This is a genomic window from Listeria sp. ILCC792 (genome assembly GCF_900186135.1).
GTDB lineage: Bacteria > Bacillota > Bacilli > Lactobacillales > Listeriaceae > Listeria > Listeria goaensis.
This window is the reverse complement of the sequence record NZ_FYBO01000008.1, coordinates 42,933-60,595: the sequence shown is the minus strand read 5'-3', so window position 1 is coordinate 60,595 and position 17,663 is coordinate 42,933. Positions and strand designations below refer to the sequence as shown.

Annotated in this window: 16 protein-coding genes and 1 riboswitch; of the genes, 1 reads left to right on the top strand and 15 read right to left on the bottom strand. The window is 42.5% G+C overall.

The features are described 5' to 3' along the window. Nucleotides 1–162: 162 nt before the first annotated feature. The 14 genes from CFS60_RS09590 to CFS60_RS09525 form a co-directional block, all read right to left on the bottom strand. Nucleotides 163–1,905 (bottom strand): class I mannose-6-phosphate isomerase, encoded by a 1,743-nt coding sequence (locus CFS60_RS09590; protein ID WP_088839151.1) that lies wholly within the window; start codon nt 1,903–1,905, stop codon nt 163–165. Between the two features lie 171 nt (nt 1,906–2,076). Further along, a complete protein-coding gene (locus CFS60_RS09585) occupies nt 2,077–3,225 on the bottom strand; it encodes an RtcB family protein (protein ID WP_088839149.1) in 1,149 nt (382 codons plus the stop codon). A 325-nt stretch (nt 3,226–3,550) separates the two neighbouring features. Beyond that, on the bottom strand, nt 3,551–3,739 hold the full coding sequence (locus CFS60_RS09580; RefSeq protein WP_088810561.1) for a hypothetical protein: 189 nt from the start codon (nt 3,737–3,739) through the stop codon (nt 3,551–3,553). A 2-nt stretch (nt 3,740–3,741) separates the two neighbouring features. After that, nucleotides 3,742–4,392 carry a class II aldolase/adducin family protein gene (locus tag CFS60_RS09575; protein WP_088839147.1) on the bottom strand — a complete coding sequence of 217 codons (651 nt, stop codon included), beginning with the start codon at nt 4,390–4,392 and terminating at the stop codon, nt 3,742–3,744. Continuing rightward, nucleotides 4,392–5,324, bottom strand: coding sequence for a 1-phosphofructokinase family hexose kinase (locus CFS60_RS09570; RefSeq protein ID WP_088839146.1), 933 nt, complete (start codon nt 5,322–5,324; stop codon nt 4,392–4,394). Before CFS60_RS09570 ends, CFS60_RS09575 begins: the two co-directional genes overlap by 1 nt. Further along, complete coding sequence (locus CFS60_RS09565) at nt 5,321–6,673, bottom strand: PTS galactitol transporter subunit IIC (protein WP_088839144.1); 1,353 nt, start codon at nt 6,671–6,673, stop codon at nt 5,321–5,323. The genes CFS60_RS09570 and CFS60_RS09565 overlap by 4 nt, the downstream gene beginning before the upstream one ends. A gap of 25 nt (nt 6,674–6,698) precedes the next feature. Beyond that, nucleotides 6,699–6,974: a PTS sugar transporter subunit IIB gene (locus tag CFS60_RS09560; protein WP_088810565.1), complete on the bottom strand. Its 276-nt coding sequence runs from the start codon at nt 6,972–6,974 to the stop codon at nt 6,699–6,701. Then, a complete protein-coding gene (locus tag CFS60_RS09555; RefSeq protein WP_088810566.1) occupies nt 6,971–7,447 on the bottom strand; it encodes a PTS sugar transporter subunit IIA in 477 nt (158 codons plus the stop codon). The genes CFS60_RS09560 and CFS60_RS09555 overlap by 4 nt, the downstream gene beginning before the upstream one ends. 4 nt (nt 7,448–7,451) lie before the next feature. Next, entirely contained in the window at nt 7,452–9,449 is a 1,998-nt protein-coding gene (locus CFS60_RS09550; RefSeq protein ID WP_088815562.1) for a BglG family transcription antiterminator, read from the bottom strand. A 160-nt stretch (nt 9,450–9,609) separates the two neighbouring features. Further along, the gene (locus CFS60_RS09545) at nt 9,610–11,469 is read right to left on the bottom strand and encodes a fructose-specific PTS transporter subunit EIIC (protein ID WP_088810568.1); all 1,860 of its coding nucleotides are present in this window, start codon (nt 11,467–11,469) and stop codon (nt 9,610–9,612) included. Continuing rightward, the gene (gene pfkB / locus CFS60_RS09540) at nt 11,466–12,389 is read right to left on the bottom strand and encodes a 1-phosphofructokinase (RefSeq protein WP_088815563.1); all 924 of its coding nucleotides are present in this window, start codon (nt 12,387–12,389) and stop codon (nt 11,466–11,468) included. The genes CFS60_RS09545 and pfkB overlap by 4 nt, the downstream gene beginning before the upstream one ends. Beyond that, nucleotides 12,386–13,138: a DeoR/GlpR family DNA-binding transcription regulator gene (locus CFS60_RS09535; protein ID WP_088839142.1), complete on the bottom strand. Its 753-nt coding sequence runs from the start codon at nt 13,136–13,138 to the stop codon at nt 12,386–12,388. Before CFS60_RS09535 ends, pfkB begins: the two co-directional genes overlap by 4 nt. 128 nt (nt 13,139–13,266) lie before the next feature. Next, nucleotides 13,267–13,797: an HdeD family acid-resistance protein gene (locus tag CFS60_RS09530; protein ID WP_088810571.1), complete on the bottom strand. Its 531-nt coding sequence runs from the start codon at nt 13,795–13,797 to the stop codon at nt 13,267–13,269. Nucleotides 13,798–13,932: 135 nt separating this feature from the next. Then, nucleotides 13,933–14,712: an alpha/beta fold hydrolase gene (locus CFS60_RS09525; protein ID WP_088825395.1), complete on the bottom strand. Its 780-nt coding sequence runs from the start codon at nt 14,710–14,712 to the stop codon at nt 13,933–13,935. A gap of 110 nt (nt 14,713–14,822) precedes the next feature. Next, a riboswitch (SAM riboswitch) is annotated at nt 14,823–14,922 on the top strand. Nucleotides 14,923–15,023: 101 nt separating this feature from the next. Between CFS60_RS09525 and CFS60_RS09520 the strand changes: the two genes are divergently transcribed. Then, nucleotides 15,024–16,133 (top strand): homoserine O-acetyltransferase, encoded by a 1,110-nt coding sequence (locus CFS60_RS09520; protein WP_088810620.1) that lies wholly within the window; start codon nt 15,024–15,026, stop codon nt 16,131–16,133. Here the strand turns inward: CFS60_RS09520 and CFS60_RS09515 are convergent. Next, a complete protein-coding gene (locus CFS60_RS09515) occupies nt 16,130–17,620 on the bottom strand; it encodes a Mur ligase family protein (RefSeq protein ID WP_088839140.1) in 1,491 nt (496 codons plus the stop codon). The genes CFS60_RS09520 and CFS60_RS09515 overlap by 4 nt on opposite strands. Nucleotides 17,621–17,663 lie beyond the last annotated feature (43 nt).

Below are 17,663 nucleotides of genomic sequence, written 5' to 3'. Positions count from 1 at the left end.
ATTGTTTACCGCCTTACATTTTACTATTTCATTATAAGTATAGGCACATAAGCGTGCAAGCGGTTACAGGAATTCCGAAAATGGTTTTCGATTGACGAAAAAAACGGACTATACCAGAAAAAAATACCAGACCGATACAAGCTCTATCAGTCTGGTTTATCACTACTGGATTCGCGCCCGCAAAATAGCGACTTTTTCGCTCTCACCAATATTTCTAATTCTAAATTTTTCAACTTGCGCTGGAATAACAAAGGTTTCGACATAATTGACTTCAAACGGTTCAAAAGCTTGTTCGACGCTTTCAATCACCACTTTATCCCCTTCCACTAAGTTCAACATGTTTACTGTTTTTTCAGCGTTGTCGTAGTCAACAAAATCCGTAAACCAATCTCGCTCTGTCACAATTTGTTGCGTTTTATATAAACCAGTCCGCTCTTTTTTAGATTTTTCTTGAATGAGCTCAAAGTGGTTCACTAAATGGTCGCTCACCCACTCTCCAGAACGTTCCTCATTTATTACTTTTTCTCCGTGTTCAATGTGCACTGGGCGCGGTTTGCCGTCTAGGCCGAGTCGTCCCCAGTCCCAAAGTTTGAACGTGAAAATATAGGCGGACAAACTGACCTCAAGGACCATTGAGCCGGCTCCTGAACAGTGAATGGTGCCGGAGGGGATTAGGAAATGGTCATGCTTTTTAGCAGGGAAAGTATTCACGTATTTCGTGGCATCGAATTCGGTTTCGCCGTCTTGGGCTTTGCGGAGCGATGCTAGCAATTCGTCTTTTTCCACACCTTCCTTTAAACCTAAATAAACAACGGCATCTTCTTCTGCGTCTAGCAAATAGTAGCTTTCTTCTTGGGTGTAGTCCATGCCAAATTGTTTTTTTATATACTCTTTATCTGGGTGAACTTGCAAGCTCAGGTTCCCGCCGCCCATCGTGTCTAGAAAATCGAAGCGAATTGGCAGTTCCGCACCAAAACGATTAAAAACGAGCTCGCCAAGGAGCGGTAGCGGGTATTTCAGCACCGCATTTAGCGCTGGCGTTTCTAAGCGCATGTCGCCAAATTGCAAATACAAGCTGTTCTCCTCCGCAACGCCGTCAAACGCCCATGCCAGTTTTTCGCTTTCATGTTGAATGCCGAGTTTATCTTTCATCCAGTAACCACCCCAAACGCCCGGGTCGAAATACGGGACGAAACGAAAAGGACCACGGAGCATCTGCTCAAGACCAAGACAGTAATCAGACCATTTCAACATTTTCGGTTGGTCTAAAATATTATCGTCTAAATAGTAGTCGATTCGATTAAATAGCGCTACCTTTTGACGGTCTGCTGCACGCCAGTCTAAGAAAAAACCTCGCTTATACTTCCGTAAAATGTCTTCGTCTACAAGCGTATCGTTCCAATTGCCGATTTCATTTGCGCGCATTCTTTGCTGGATTTCAAAGCGGGCGACGTCCATATAAACGGTAATGTCCGCTTGAGCGGCTAAACTAGCGCCCGTTCCAAAAACAATGGTTAAACCGGTTGATGCGGCAACTTTATGCTTTAGTTCTGTCAGCCGTTCTTGTTTAAAGTAGTCGTCCAATTTGAGCGTGGACATTCGGCCGAATACGCGGTCGTCTGTAATTAGCATCGCGAATTTTTCGCGAATTTCAGCACCACTTAGAGCAAACTCATCCGCAAAGAAAAGGGTCGCATCTTTAAAATGGTGCTCTAAAGCTAGCTTCAAATTTTCAATGCGCACACCTGGATATGCTTCAATAACGAGTACGGTTTTCTGTTTGGCACACTGCTTCACAGCACTCGAAAGCTCGTTAAAAATGGCAACAAATCCCGTCCAAGTTATGAAATCCCCTTTTACCTTAAAAGTAGGGTGTTGATTGTAGGTCGTTTTTTTCTTATTCAATTTACGACTCCTCCTTCCATTCCTGCCTCAAGTATATGAATTTACCATTTATTTCACAATACTTTTTCAAGATAACGAAAACCATTTCCGCTGTGAGAAAAAAAACCTATGAAAATGACTTTTATTTTTCAGGTTACGCAAAAAAGCAAGGCTGAAAACAGCCTTGCTTTTTTATGCTTTGAAATTATACAGCGGGCGAATGATTTCTTGAATATCCATCGTGTCCACAACGTCTTTTTCGAGTTGTTTGGCAGATTTGTAGGCTTTTGGGGCTTCATCTAATGTTTTTTTAGAAACGGAAGTTGTGAAGATGCCTTTCATTGCACGTTGGTAGCTTTCCAGCGTAATGCTTTCTTTTGCTTTCGTTCGGCTTAAAAGGCGACCTGCTCCGTGGGGCGCTGATGAATTCCAATTGGGGTTGCCTTTTCCGACAGCAAGAATGCTCCCATCGCGCATGTTGAGCGGAACGATAATTTGTTCACCCGCCTGTGCGGAAGTTGCGCCTTTGCGCAACATATTTTGTTCTAAATCGATGTAATTGTGCGGGCAGTCAAAGCGGGAGACGACATGTTTGCTCCACTTCATTGCTTTTAGGATCACCTCGGCCATCAAAAAGCGGTTGCGTGCGGCAAATTGTTGTGCAATGTGCATATCCGCCAAATAAGTCGCTAATTTTTCTTTTTCTAAAAAAGAGAGTTCGTACGGTAATTTTAGTTTTTCTCGTTCAGCCATAAGCTCTGGCTGTTTTTTTGCGGCAATCTTTAATTGTTTGCGCACAAGGCTCAAGCTCTCATAGGCGACTTCCTGATGATACTCCGCGATATCTTTTCCTAAAACACGACTCCCACTATGAATCACGAGATAAATGCCATCTTTTCCTTTGTTCACTTCAATGAAATGATTTCCTCCGCCTAGTGTGCCGAGACTTCTCGCCGCATAACCACGGCGAATGGGCGCCAAAACTTCGTCCAAATTGAAGGCGGCTACTGGTAAATCATGCGTCCCACTCCCATTTGGAATGCGATTCCGAATGGTTTTATCAAGCTTATCAAAATCCAATTTAACATTTTGTTTCAGTTTGACAACATGCAAGCCGCAGCCAATGTCCACGCCAACCAAATTAGGCACGACTTTATCTTGAAGGGTCATCGTTGTCCCAATGACGCACCCCGTTCCAGCATGCGTATCTGGCATAATGCGGATTTTACTTTTCTTTAAAAACTCTAAATTGCAAAGGGTCATAATTTGACCGATTGTTGCATCGTCCACTTGTTCTGTATAACAAATGGCTTCGTTATATTTTCCTTTAATTGTTAACATTTCTTTTCCTCGTTTTCTCTTAAAATTTTGCCAAGAGAAACGTGTTTCTCTTGGGTGTTAGTTGTTTTTTCTAATTCTCTTTGTCATTTTAATCACCCTTTCAAAATAAAAAACTCCAGTTCATAAGCGAACTGAAGTCAACCTTTATTACCGGACACAATGGAAATGCGGCGGGCTAAAGGTACATTTTGCTACTTCAATTCTTATTTGCTGATTCATTTTTAATTTTCGCATCTTTATCCCTCCATTTCCATCAAATTTATTTTATTTTAACAAATACGGGTAAAAAAAGCAAAATAGGATTCGCCCATTTTGCCTTTTCTACTTAATCCTTTTGATGTTTCTCAGCGATTAATTCTCGCCAACTTTTGTTTGTCTTTGGATATTTTTTTCGGTAAATTCTTTGCGTGACAATAGCTGAAATAAGCGCGAGAAACATGAGTAGCATCGATTGGAAAATTGTGGCCACTAAAAAGAGGAGCGCGCTAATAAAAACACCAAAATTGATTGCCATATTTATTCCTCCAAATTGTAATTGAGTTCTTTTTCTTCTGTTAGGCTGTGGATATTCAGCGCATCAAACACCATAGCTTTTTGCGCGACGTATGCATTATATTCAATACGCTCCAATAAATCGTATGCTTTATGCAAAGAGCTTTCAAGTACGACGATGCCATGTTTGTTCAGTAAACTTGCGCTAGGAACCGCCTTTTCGCCTAAATCAGCAACATGCCGCCTTACGATTTCTGCCAGTTCCTTACTCGTCGCGGGGGCAAATTCGAGTGTTGGAATCCGGCCGATTTTTTGCGTCGCTTCTGTTAAATTTGGTAAATCTACTCCGAGCGTTGCAAACAGCATGGATTCTTTTGGATGAGCATGTAATACACACCCAATTGCTGGATTTTCGTTGTAACAAGCACGATGTAGATTAATTTCGCGTGTGACTCGGCCGTCGCCTTCTACCACCTCGTTATTTTGATCGACAACTAAAATTTCATATGGTGATAATTGGCATAATCTGGCTTGGCTCATCAAAGTGGGCGTCATAATAATATGCTCATCATTCATTTTAACCGAAACATTTCCTCCAGCTGCGTTCGTTTCAAAGCGCTCAAACATGGTTTTCACAATTTTCGCTAAATCTTTACGCTCTTTTTCATATAACATTACATTTCCTCCACTTCGATAATTGAAATTTTTTTACTTAAATGAGCGGCTTCTTCCACACTAAAAGTGGCGCTGTCCATATACTGCACTTTGCTAGCGGCGACACTTGAAGCGCGACGAATCACATTTTCAATCGTCAAGTTAGCTGACAACCCAGCAATAAAGCCACCGACGAAAGCATCGCCTGCTCCTGTATCACTTTTTTCAATAACTTGCGGTGCCAAAACGCGATAAACCTTACCGTTATAAGCCACATACGATCCTTTTTTGCCAAGCGAAACGACGAAATAGCGAATTTTCCCCATCAATACGCGAATATTTTGAAGCAAATCATCATTTGACTGATGTACTAAGATTTTCACTTCTTCTTCATTCGGTTTTAAGAAATCCACGCCATTTTTAGCGGCATAGAGCAAAAATTCACCAGATAAATCGCACGCGAGGAAAGCGCCTGTTTTTTTCACCGTAGAAAATAAAGTTTTAAAATCGGCTAGCGCATAACCTGGCGGCGGTGAGCCTGCAATCACGACATAGTCGCTTTTTTTGACGTTTTCTTTGATGAAATGAAGCAGGTTTTCCTTGTTTTTCTCGCTGACAGTAAAACCCGCTTCCGGCATCATCGTGCTTCCGCTCGTTGTTTCGCTAATCACGACAAAGCATTCACGTGTAGCCACATCAGGCTCGACAAAAAAGTGATGCGAAATCGCGCGTTTCTTTAAAATATCAAAAAGCTGTGCTTGATTTTGTTCGCCGATAAAGCCGAGCGCTACGTTTGGAATTTCATATTGGCTTAGCACGTGTGAAACGTGAAGCCCTTTTCCGCCGCAATCAAATTCCGTGTGAACGACTCGGTTCGTTTTGCGTTTTTCTAGCTCCTCGCGAATAAAAAGGAGCCGATCAATTGCGGGGTTTAGCGTAATCGTATAAATCATTGCGCGTCCGCCTCTTCAAACTGTTGCGTACGTTTTTTCATGACTTTCAAGTAGAAAAATAGCAGAACGAGCCAACCTACAAGTAAAACTAGGCCTATCACACTCGGTTTTGTCGCCTCCGCCGCAATAAATCGAAATACAGGATACTCAAGTGTGCTCCACGTAATTTCCTGTCCTGCCTTTAAAGAAATCGCGCCCGTTGAATTGGCCAGCTTCGTAATGGTGTCTGCGAAAAACGTCGCAACGTATAAAAATACTGGCGTTGTAATAACCCCTAAAATGGTCATGCGGAGCAAATTGCCGCCTGTCACAACAAGCGCCGGGGCGCATAAGGAAATGTTTAAGATGCCAGCAAATGGTAGCACGCCGTTTCCAGGTAAGATGAACGAAAAGAGTAGCGTCACAGGAACCATGATGACAACGGCCACCCAAACTTCACTACAACCAGCTAGAATGGGCCAGTCCAGCCCGATAAACAATTCGCGATTTTTAAACTTCCTTTTCATAAACTCAGAAATGCCATCTGAAAGCGGTGATAAAGCTTGCATAAAGAGCTTAGCCACCATTGGGAATAACGTTAATGCCGCCGCGGCTTGCATCGCGAGCATTAAAATTTTCGGAATATCATAGCCAGCAGCAAGACCGAGCAAACCACCGATAATAAAACCCATCACATGATTTTCTGCAAAAATACCAATTTTTTCTTTTAACGCATTTGCGTCCATATCTTTTCGTAAAAAAGGAATTTTCTTTAGTAGCCAATCAAACGGCATCAAGAATACGCAGAAAATCATCATTCCGTGCGATACTGTAACGCCCGGGATCCCGTTTAATTCTTGAATTTGTCGTTGGTTCGCGTCGCTAAGTAGAAGCTCAACGACAATTTGAATACCAGCAACTAAAAAGGCCAGATAATAATTTTGCGTTACGCCGTAAACTAGAACGGCTGTTAAAATTTTGCCCCATACGTTCCATAAATCGACGTTTAACGTTTTAGTTCGATTGAAAACGAGCATCAGCGCATTGATTCCGAGCTGAACCGGAAACATGAGAAAAGCAAGCGGCCATGCCCACGCAAGGGTAGCCATTGAAGTCCAACCGCCATCTAAAATTGTCAGCCCAATACCCGTTCGCTCAGCAAGCGCCTGTGCGGCAGGCGTTAGCGCTTCAATCATAAAGCCAATCACAATGTTCATACCAAGGAAAGCTACACCTAAAATAATACCGGCGCTAAAAGCATCGCGCACTTTCATTCGAACAATTAAGCCAATAATAATCATTAAAGCTGGAACAAAAACAGCGGCTCCTAAATTTAAAACAAACTGTACAACACTTTGTAAGGATTCCATTACCTCACGCTCCCTATTGATTTTTTTATTTTAAGGCGGCTAGCAGTTTCGTTGTTTCTTCTTCCATGCCCATTCCTGTTAAAAAGGCAATGCCATTTAAAGTTGGAATATCAAACGATTTATTTGCTTTTGTAATCGCGATATACACATCGCTCGTTCTAATGTGCTGTTCGAGCGACTTAATATCCACCGCTTCCACAACTGCAGATACACCCTTTTCTTTTAAAATTCGGTCCACTTTCGACGCTACCGTTTGACTCGTCGCTACACCAGAACCGCATGCTACAATCACTTTTTTCATTGTTCAAAACCTCCAAATTGTTTTTTTAAAAAGGCCACCATGTCTTGCTTATCGTGCAGATTTTGTAACCTCTTAGAAAAATTTTCCTCGCCAAACTTTTCCATAATTTTAGCCAAAAGAGGCACTTGATTTTGTGGCTCCCGAATCCCTAAAATAAAAATCATCTGAACATCAATCACTTTATCCGTTGTTCCCATCTGTACAAATGGAATGGCATGTTCCAATTTGCTCACAAAAACAAATGGCTTCTTGACGTGACAAACATCTGTATGCGGAATGGCAATTCGAATGTCATTCATCTCAAGGCCAGTCGGAAACACCTTTTCCCGTTCGACAATCGCTCGAAAAAAAGAGCGCTCCACAAAATCTCCGTCTTCCAAAATCGTTGCGGCAAGACTAAAAAAGTTTTGCTGATCTGTCGCAATTTGCCCCATCAGGGTGTTTTTTTCTTGAAATAAACTGGCATACTCCAACACTTCACCCCCTATCAATCATTTCGTATAATTCATTTTGGTTTTCTGCCGAGAGTACTAGCCGCCGTTTTTTTTCGTCTAAAAAGAGTTCGTTTAGTTTTAAGAGAAGTGAAATATGGCGATTTTTTTCAGACGGCGCAAGAGCAACCACAATATCCACTTCGCTTCCACACGGCGTTTCAACAGGCGTTTTCAGACGAACAATTTGGATATCCGCATTTAAAACACCGTCGCCTGGTGATGCATGTGGCAAATAAATATTCGGCCCAATCATCATCGTTTCATAGTGGTCATAAAAATGGGCGCGGCATTTTTCAACGTACTGCCAAGTCACAGACCCCCGTTTTAACAGCGGCTCAAAAGCTTCCTCCACAATCGATTCCCACGTTGCATCCTCTAAAAAGCTAATTTGTTCCTCAAAAATGACCATTTCTTTCGGCGCCTTTTCAATTTGCGGCTTTTTCATAAAGAACTGATTCAATTGCTGCTCGACAAACGGGCGTTTTTCAGATGGAATGGCTTCTTTTAGCATCGCCATAAGTTCTTTCGTTCGCATACCCTCATCAAGCAAAATTGCCTGTTCCAATTGCCTGCGCAGTTTTTTTCGTTCCAGCTTCCCTAAAATGGGCGGCACAACAAAAACCGTCGCCTGACTTTGCACGGGAACCGTCGTAAAAATAAAATCAAGATCTCCTTCCACTTCCGGAAGTTGTCTAACGGCATAGGCCCCTTTAAAATCAATGGTCGGAAACATCATTTTTAAATTTTCAATCAATAGTTTTGAAATCGATGTCCCGCTTTGGCATAAAACAGCGGCTGAAAAAACAGGTTCGGCAGACTCCTCTTCTTGATACATCCAAGCGAGCACAATCATCGATAAAAACACAATTTCTTCCTCCGACCAGGCGTGCCCTACTAGGCGTTCAAACGGCGCAGCCGCTTTTTTCACAATTTGAAAAGTCGGCAAATATTCCGTCTTAAATTGCTCAGCCAGTGGATTCACAATTTGAAAGCCAAGCAAATTGCGGTACACCGCCGGGCGAACATGCAGCATCACCTTTTCCTTAAACTCCGCTTTATGCGCAAACTCAGTCGCAAAATAAATTTCTAATTGCTGAATAAATTCCGTTGTCGCGTCGGCAATTTCATCGCTCTCTGAAAAATAAAGGACGGATTCGAGCAAACTAGACGCCAAAACTTGCAGAGCAAGGTATAAATAATCCGCCTCGGATAAAAAATCATACCCCCAAAACATTTCTTTAATAACCGGGTATTCCTTGGTATTTTTAAGATCATATTTCTTAAGTTGAAAAGACCAATCCGCACGTAAAACTTCCGCACGCTTAATGGTGCCAACTAAAATATACGGTAGCTCCTCCATTTGCTCGTCTGTAAATGTCACTTGCAGTCTTTTCTCCACACTTTCAAGCCTTTTTTTCAAAAGAAAAGTTTCACTGACAGTAATTAAATTTTTTTCGTCAAGCACAAATTTCCCGTATGGTATTTTAATGACCTCCCGCAAAAGTTCAGCAAGCTTGCTTCGAATCAAAAACTCCGCCCCATTTACCGCATAGCCTTCCTTGCGAGAATATTCCAAATGAATCCGCCTTTCATTTAAATGGTTGCGAATCCATTTGACGTCATTTAAAACGGTATTTTTGCTAACATACACATAATCTGCCAGCGCTTTAAGGGACAAAAAACGCGGTTCCATCAGAAGTTGAATTAAAATAAGTTGCCGTCTTAGTTTTACTTCATAATACGTGAACAACATTTCCTCCTCGGCAGTTAAAAGGCGATAGCATTCTTCGCGACCTTTTTCCGTCAAGCGAATCGTGCTTTCATGAATAAAAATTTTTTCTTGTTTTAGTAGATGGTTGATTTTTGAAATCCAATCTAAAAGTTCATCTTCTGAAATTCGAAAACGCCTAGCAACCGCTAATAGCTCCGTATTTTCATGTGTTAAAAGATAGATGATTAAATCCTTACTTCCTTGTTCCATCTACTCCCCTCCTCATACTTTAATAGTAAATGATAACCCTTACATAAAATTGTAATTCTATCCCAATTTTAAATAAAGCGCTTTCTTTCCTTGTGATGAAAAATTGTATTGAACACAAAAAAGCTGACACACGTGTGTGTCAGCTTAACCATTTTCAATTTTAGTTTTGCTTCGGCTTCTTCCAAAATCCGTAAATGAGTCCAGAGATGACCATACCAATTAAAATGGCGATGATAAAGAGAATCGGTTTGTTCGCCAGTGGTGCTACGAAAATACCGCCGTGTGGGGCTGGAACGTCGACTGCCCAAATTTGCGTGAGCGCCCCAGCAATAGCTGAACCTATGACGGAAGATGTAATGACTCGAAGTGGATCGGCCGCAGCAAATGGAATCGCCCCTTCTGTAATAAAGGAAAGTCCTAAAATGTAGTTTGTAAGACCGGCTTGTTTTTCTTGTTCGGTAAATTTATTTCTAAATAGCGTTGTAGCTAAAGCAATGGCTAAAGGTGGCACCATACCGCCCGCCATAACGGCTGCCATAAATGCGCCGTCACCCGTTGAAGTGAATACGCCAATTGCAAATGTATATGCAGCTTTGTTGAACGGGCCACCCATATCAATGGCCATCATACCGCCGAGAACAAGTCCGAGGACAGCCGCATTGGCTGTGCCTAGGCCGTTAAGTTGCGTTGTCAGGAAATCGTTGATGACTTTGAAAATTGGATCGATAATGAAGTACATTAAGCCGCCTGTAATGAGCAATCCGAATACCGGATAAAGCAAGATGGGTTTTAAGCCGTCAAGCGAACGAGGCATGCCCGCGAACACTTTTTTCAGTCCAAGAACGATGTACCCTGCAAGAAAACCTGCCGCTAAGCCGCCAAGGAAACCAGCGCCTGATGTTGCGGCTAGCAAACCACCGACCATACCGGGCATTAAGCCGGGGCGATCAGCGATACTGCTTGCGATAAAACCTGCCAAAATTGGAATTAAGAATACGAAGGCACCTGTTTTACCATCTGAAATAGCAGTTAGCATTTGGTAAACTGCGCTATCTGGATATAATTGTTCGATTAGGAAGGAAATCGCCATTAAAATCCCGCCACCGACTACAAATGGTAGCATATGCGAAATTCCGTTCATTAAATCTTTATAAATTTTACTGCCGATGGAAACTTTTTCCGAAGACTCCTCTTCATTTTTCACATGATCGGCATGAAACACTGGCGCATCTTGTTTTAAAGCCCGATTAATTAATTCTTCTGGCTTACGAATCCCGTCGCTCACTGGTGTTTCAAGAACGTGTTTGCCGTCAAAGCGTGCCATTTCAACATTTTTATCGGCGGCCACAATTACGCCCGCTGCACGTTTGATTTCGTCGGCCGTTAGACGGTGTTTCACGCCTTCAGAGCCATTTGTTTCTACGCGAATCGAAATGCCCATTTCTTGCGCTTTATTTTTCAACGCATCTTCCGCCATATACGTATGCGCAATTCCAGTTGGGCAAGCCGTCACTGCCACGACAAATTGGTCGCCGGAAGCCGTTTCGACAGGCGCAGCTTCTGATTCATTTTGCTTCGCGTCAAACAATTCGGTAACTTCATCTGGTGTTTTCGCTTGTTTCAAATGCGCCACAAAATCAGGATGTACGAGCAAGCGAGAAAGTGCTGCTAACGTTTCAAGGTGGGTTTCATTCGCCCCATCAGGCGCTGCAATCATGAAAAATAAATGAGCTGGCGCACCGTCTAATGACTCGTAATCAAGTCCAGCCTCACTTTTAGCAAAAACAACAGTGGGTGTATTAACGGCTTTCGTTTTCGCATGCGGCATCGCAATGCCTTCGCCAATTCCCGTTGAGCTCTCAGCTTCCCGCTTCATAATTTCTTTTTTGAATAAAGCAGCATCGTTTATTTTGCCGTTACGCTTTAGAGAATCAATCATCTCATCAATGGCCGCTTCTTTCGTCGTCGCCTTAAGCGACATGATCATGACATCTTTACTGAGCAAATCTGTTATTTTCATTTCGTCCCCTCCATTTTATCTAAATTAACTTGTGGCAAAATTTCTTGAATGAAGTCTGCTGTCGCCAAATCCGTTGAAAAGGCTGTCGCTGTTCCTGTTGCTACGCCAAATTGAAACGCGCGTACTGGATCCCCTGTTTCTGCAAAAGTTCCAACAAACCCCGCAATCATGGAATCCCCGGCACCTACAGAATTTTTCACTTGCCCTTTAATCGGTTCGGCAAAATACACATCATCGCCCGTGAAAAGTAGCGCCCCGTCGCCTGCCATCGATACGATAACATGTTTTGCACCAAGTTCAAGACACTTTTTACCATACGGGATTAAATCTTCTTTTGATTCGAAATGTACGCCGAATAATTCTGCCAACTCGTGATGATTCGGCTTAATTAAAATTGGTTTTTTTGAAAGTGCTCGAAGCAGTTCGGCGCCTGTCGTATCAATCATAAACTCGGCGCCTTTTTTTAGGCACAACTGAATGATGCGGTCATAAAAATTCGCGCCAAGCGACGGCGGTACACTGCCCGATAAAATAACCACATCATTTGCTTGCACCTTTTCAAGTTGCGCAAAAAACGCTGCCACTTCCGCCTCTGTAATGTCAGGACCAAGGCCGTTAATTTCCGTTTCGTCCCCAGCCTTCAATTTAATATTAATTCGCGTATCATCGGCAATATCCGCAAAATCAGTTGCAATGCCTTCTTTTGTCAGCCATTCTGCGATGAAGCGACCCGTGAAACCGCCTAAAAATCCACTTGCAATCGTTTTCACACCGAGTTGATTTAAAACCCGAGAAACATTAATCCCTTTCCCGCCAGGCAACTTATAATCGCGTTTCATTCGGTTTAAATCGCCAATTTTCAAGTCAGCCACTTCCACAATATAATCAATCGACGGATTTAACGTAATCGTATAAATCATTTCCCCACCTCAATTACTTTTAATTTTTGACTAAAACTCTCCGCTTTATTGACCGGCACGTAATCCGTTATGAGCGTCGCACCGTTTAATTCGAACATTTTTGCGAAGTTTGCTTGCGCAAATTTTGAGTGATCCGCTACGACGAAAACTTCGCCTGCGAGCTGACTCGCCTTGCGCTTTAAAAACGCCTCTTCTGTATCCGGCGTCATAAAACCAAATTCATGATGAATCGCATTCGCTCCAATGAACACCTTATCGAAATGATAGTTTCCAATGTTATCAAGCGCCACCGCACCAACAACGGCTTTTGTATGCACTTTCATTTTGCCACCGAGTAAATAAGCATCCACCTGCAAATTGACGAGCCGCTCAACATGACCTAAACCATTCGTCACAACCGTAATTTTTTTATCTGCTAAAAAGGGAATCATTTCGATAGTTGTAGAACCTGCGTCTAAATAAATACAATCATTTTCTGCAACAAGCTCCGCTGCCCGTTTTGCAATCTGTTGCTTACTATGAACGTGTTTGAATGTTTTCTCATCCATACTTGGCTCCAAATTGTGTTGCTTCAAAAGTTTCGCCCCGCCGTGTACGCGTTCTAGTAATCCATCTTCTTCCATTTCAATCAAATCGCGCCTAATAGTTGATTCAGATGAATTCAAACTAGCTACAAGTTCTGAAATTTTTACAACACCAAGGCTTTCCAGCATGTCTAAAATTTTCTCTTTCCGCTCAGCATTTAACATTTCATTCCCTCCGTTCACCGTTATCATAACATCTATTCCCGTCAAAATCAATCACTTTCTTTCAAAACATTTCATTTGAGTGCACAAAAAAAGCGATTGAGCTATACTCAACCGCCTTGTATTCGAAATTATTTATCCATTTTACCCATGATGAAGAAAGTAGAAATTGCGCCAATTCCTTCAACAATAAAGAATGTACCTGTAATAAATACAATCCCAACTAGGCTTACTACTGGGTTGAACAACGCGATAAAACCGACAAGAATACCGATAATACCCATTGTTAAAATCCAGCCCCAACCTTGAACGTTGTTTTGTTTCGCAGCAAATGCGCCAATTGTACGCATAATACCTGCAAAAAGTACCCACATTGCAAAAACAAGTACAAGTGTTGCAGCACCTTCGATTTGGTCAAATAGTAGGAAGATACCTAGTAAAGTAGATAAAATCCCTTCTGCTAGCACCCAGCCAGAAACATGTTGCGCTTTGCGATTTGAAAAGTAGGAAATAATATGAAAAATACCTGAAACTAGAAGTACAAACGCAATTGTAAAACTAAATGTTAATAGCGATACAAGCGGGTGGAACATTAACCAAACTCCCAAGCCAATCATAGCAATTCCTGCAATTAGTAATAAAATTCGAGTAAAAGTTTTCATTTTTTGCCTCCCTAATGATTTATGTAAACACTAGATAAGTTTACCACGTTTTACGTAAGTGTAAACCTATTTAAGTTTAATTTACATATTTGTCACAAAGAGATATAAAATTATACTTTTTATGTGTAATTTAATTCACGATTTCCATGATTTCTTTTCATTTTGAACTTTTATGACCCCACCTAAAAAATCAGCCACTTTATCCATAATGGCAATTTGAACGAGATGTCCTTCGCCTTCTCCAATTTCAAATTTAATATTTGCGCCGTATGGCTTAGGTGCATTTTTTTTGACGAAGTTTTTTACGGTTTCAATTGGGATTTTCCAGTCTTCTGTGCCATGCCAAATATAAAGCGGGCGTCCCGCTAAGGTTTCTGGCTTTCCATCCAAATCGTAGTTTTCTTGCCAAGCGAGTAAATCCGCATAATCACTCGGGAGTTTAATTTGGCGTTCACTAGCCCGGCTAATGGTGCGGGCGCGAAAACTGAGTGGGCTTGGTTCGCCCATGATGCAAGCTGCTGCCTTGATTTCAGGGTGATGCGTTAGGAGCGCGCACGTGGTAATGCCGCCCATCGAAACGCCGCCGACAAAAATTTCTGTCGTGAGACTTTGCGCCAAATAATGGTCGCGAATAAATTCGTATTCTGCTAAATTTCCTTGAATGCTGTTCCAAAATGTTAAGGAAATGACCGAGGACACAGTTTGGTGGCGCTCACCGTGGTTTGGCGCGTCCGGAAGGCACACCCTGAACCCTCGACTCGCTAGCTTTCTCCCCTGTGTTAAAACGAGTTCTTTGCTTGTCTGCCAGCCATGATAATAAATCGCTAAAGGTAGCGGCTTGTCTACGCTCGTCTTACTCGTAATTTCCAAAACTGGAATATCGTGAATTTTTCGTTTAACAATCTTAAATTTCATTTCCAGCACCCCTACTCCATTTTATCAGCCTAAAAAACAGAAAAACAACTTTTCCGCCTGCTTGACAAATTGTCTGAACACGCTTATGATTAAACTTAATTTCATATGTTTTCTTATCAAGAAAGGCGGAGGGACTGGCCCGATGAAGCCTTAGCAACCGGACAAATGATCACGGTGCTAATTCCAGCAGTTAATTCTGAAAGATAAGTCGGTAGTCGTTCTTACATATCTACCCCTTCTGGCTTATTTTTTGCTAGGAGGGGTTTTTTGCACGCTCCGCACGTATCAACTTCATGAAAGGGTGTCTAAAAATGGGATTAAAACAACAATTATTATTTCAAAAAGAAGCTTTTATTTTGGAAAACGGAGCAAGACTTCAGCCGATTGAAATCGGTTATGAAACCTACGGAACACTAAATGATGATAAAACAAATGTGATTTTGCTTGAACATGCACTTACCGGAACCGCCCATGCGGCGAAGCATCACGAAACTGACGCACCAGGCTGGTGGGACGATTACATTGGCCCAGGAAAAGCACTCGACACAAAGCGCTATTTTATTATTTGCACAAACGTATTTGGCGGCTGTAGCGGCTCGACAGGCCCTTCGTCCGTCAATCCAGACACAGGCGCACAGTATCGCCTATCATTCCCACGTTTTAGTGTAAAAGATATCGTTCGCGTTCAATATGAACTCATCAAAACGCTTGGCATCACAAAATTAAAAGCCGTCATTGGTGGATCAATGGGCGGCATGCAGGCAACGGAATGGGCTGTGAGCTACTCGGACGCCGTCAGTTCCGTCATCAATATCGCCTCACCACTTGCGGCAAGCCCTGATGCCATCGGATTTAATCTTATCCAGCGAATGGCGATTTTAAACGACCCTGAATTCAACGATGGCAACTATCTCACACAACCAGAAGGCGGCCTCGCAACCGCTCGCATGGTTGGCATGATGACGTATCGCACAAGCGAACTTTTCTCCCAGCGCTTTGAACGCTTCACAGTGGACGAAAGCTCAAAAGACACCTTCTCCAAAGAACATTTCCAAATCGAATCCTATTTACAATATCAAGGTGACAGCTTTGTCGAACGCTTTGACGCTAACAGCTACCTTTATTTGACAAAGGCGATTGACCTGTTCGATGTCATCCGCAGTCAAGACGGGGCAGCGCCATCTTATACGCACATTCAAGTGCCTTACCTTTTAATTGGCATTACGTCCGACCAGCTTTTCCGCATTCGCGACCTAAGACGCGATTTCGAACTCTTAAAAACAGCTGGCGTCCCAGTTTCCTACCACGAAATTGATTCCGACTACGGACACGACGCCTTTTTAGTCCAATCCGAAGTCCCAAAATTCGCCCCAATCCTATCCGAGTTTTTGCTTCAAAAAACAGAAGAGAAGGCATTTTAGCCTTCTCTTTTTTGGTATTCCCTTTTCAGCAAGCCACCCAATTTATGGAAATCGCTACCCGTCACAGAACCCTTCAACACGAGCAAACTATCTTCCGTCAAAATGTCGCGCAAGAGGCTTCGCAAGTCCACTAAATTGCTGAACCACCGAATTCGCTCATTTTGGTTTTGTTTAAACAAACCTTCAAACAAGCTGCCATAACCAAAAATATAATCGGCGTCACTGCCTAGCACGTCCTTCATAATTTTAACGTGCACTTCAGGACCTTTCTCCCCTAAATCCGCAATTTGCCCAACGATTAAAACCGATTTCCCGCGATAAAATTGCTTGTGCGACTTAAAATAGTCAATCGCATTCAGCATCGAAGGCACCGCCGCATTATGCGAATCATCCACCATATAGGCAAATCCGCCATTTGGTAAAGCGAGTGGAATCATTTCCATCGTTTTTGGTAGCGGCTTGAACGTTTCCATTTTAACAATCGCCCCGTTTGTTTCGCCAGCAATTTGCCAGTACGCAAGTAGCGCCGCCAAACTGTTTTCAATGAGGCCCGTCGAACCAGTCGGCAAACAATATGTAAGTTTCTCCTCAAAAAACGCAATTTCCAGTTCATCATAAAACTTTTCATGTTTTACGCTTATCAATCTAACGTCCGCCGCATTGTTCCTCGCCGAGTATGTCAATACACGATTCGTATATTTTTTCGCTTTGTTTAATAGAATTTCGCGTTCTTCTTTGCCAATATCTGCGTTCAAAATGACGACCGTATCTTCATTAGCCCCTTCCAACACTTTACCTTTATACAGTGCGATGGTTTTCGTGTCTTTCATCGAACTTAGGTGCGCCTCGCCAATTGACGTGATGATGACGATGTTCGGCTTGATGAGTTTCGACATGGAGCCCGTATCAAAGCCGTTTAGCGCGTTTAATGAAACTTCGAGATTTAGAATATCTGGGTTTTGAATGAGTTGTGCCATGTAGAGCGGTATTGCGAAGCGGGTATTGTGATTGCCGCGGTTTTCGAGCACGTTTTGGTCGCTAAATACATGTGTGAGGAGCATTCTAGTAGTGGTTTTCCCGACGGAACCGGTAATGGCGATGACGGGTTTTTGGAAGTCAGCGCGCAGCAGCTTGGCGAATTCAAGCATAAACGTCCAACTATTTTCAACGATAAACTGTGGTGTGGTGTGGCGGGCACTTTCGATTGGCGTTTCGGTTACGATTAAACCTAATGATTGTTCCATTCCTTGAATTTGCGCATTACCATCGGTCCAATTAACAGGTTTTCGATTCACATAGTCTCTGCGCTCATTCGAGATAGCAATAAACATAGTTTCCGCTAACAAATTAGGATCCGTACTTAATTTAACGTTTTGATATTCAACTTGTGTCAGATGGTTTGGACGCAATTCGTCATTTAAAAACTGTCCGGGGAGATAATCGTCCAAGTGCTTTACGATTTCTTGAATTTGCAATGTTTTTTCCATAATAGTCTCCTTTTCCCTAAAAAGGCTAGATTGTAGAAAACTG

Bases quoted from the DNA above. Each gene is read 5' to 3' on its own strand.
- CFS60_RS09515 (WP_088839140.1), bottom strand. From the start codon at position 17,620: ATGGAAAAAACATTGCAAATTCAAGAAATCGTAAAGCACTTGGACGAT.
- CFS60_RS09585 (WP_088839149.1), bottom strand. From the start codon at position 3,225: ATGTTAACAATTAAAGGAAAATATAACGAAGCCATTTGTTATACAGAA.
- CFS60_RS09520 (WP_088810620.1), top strand. From the start codon at position 15,024: ATGGGATTAAAACAACAATTATTATTTCAAAAAGAAGCTTTTATTTTG.
- CFS60_RS09560 (WP_088810565.1), bottom strand. From the start codon at position 6,974: ATGAAAAAAGTGATTGTAGCATGCGGTTCTGGTGTAGCGACGAGTCAA.
- CFS60_RS09525 (WP_088825395.1), bottom strand. From the start codon at position 14,712: ATGAAATTTAAGATTGTTAAACGAAAAATTCACGATATTCCAGTTTTG.
- CFS60_RS09565 (WP_088839144.1), bottom strand. From the start codon at position 6,673: ATGGAATCCTTACAAAGTGTTGTACAGTTTGTTTTAAATTTAGGAGCC.
- CFS60_RS09535 (WP_088839142.1), bottom strand. From the start codon at position 13,138: ATGTTAAATGCTGAGCGGAAAGAGAAAATTTTAGACATGCTGGAAAGC.
- CFS60_RS09575 (WP_088839147.1), bottom strand. From the start codon at position 4,392: ATGTTATATGAAAAAGAGCGTAAAGATTTAGCGAAAATTGTGAAAACC.
- CFS60_RS09530 (WP_088810571.1), bottom strand. From the start codon at position 13,797: ATGAAAACTTTTACTCGAATTTTATTACTAATTGCAGGAATTGCTATG.
- CFS60_RS09570 (WP_088839146.1), bottom strand. From the start codon at position 5,324: ATGATTTATACGATTACGCTAAACCCCGCAATTGATCGGCTCCTTTTT.
- pfkB (WP_088815563.1), bottom strand. From the start codon at position 12,389: ATGATTTATACGATTACGTTAAATCCGTCGATTGATTATATTGTGGAA.
- CFS60_RS09550 (WP_088815562.1), bottom strand. From the start codon at position 9,449: ATGGAACAAGGAAGTAAGGATTTAATCATCTATCTTTTAACACATGAA.
- CFS60_RS09545 (WP_088810568.1), bottom strand. From the start codon at position 11,469: ATGAAAATAACAGATTTGCTCAGTAAAGATGTCATGATCATGTCGCTT.
- CFS60_RS09580 (WP_088810561.1), bottom strand. From the start codon at position 3,739: ATGGCAATCAATTTTGGTGTTTTTATTAGCGCGCTCCTCTTTTTAGTG.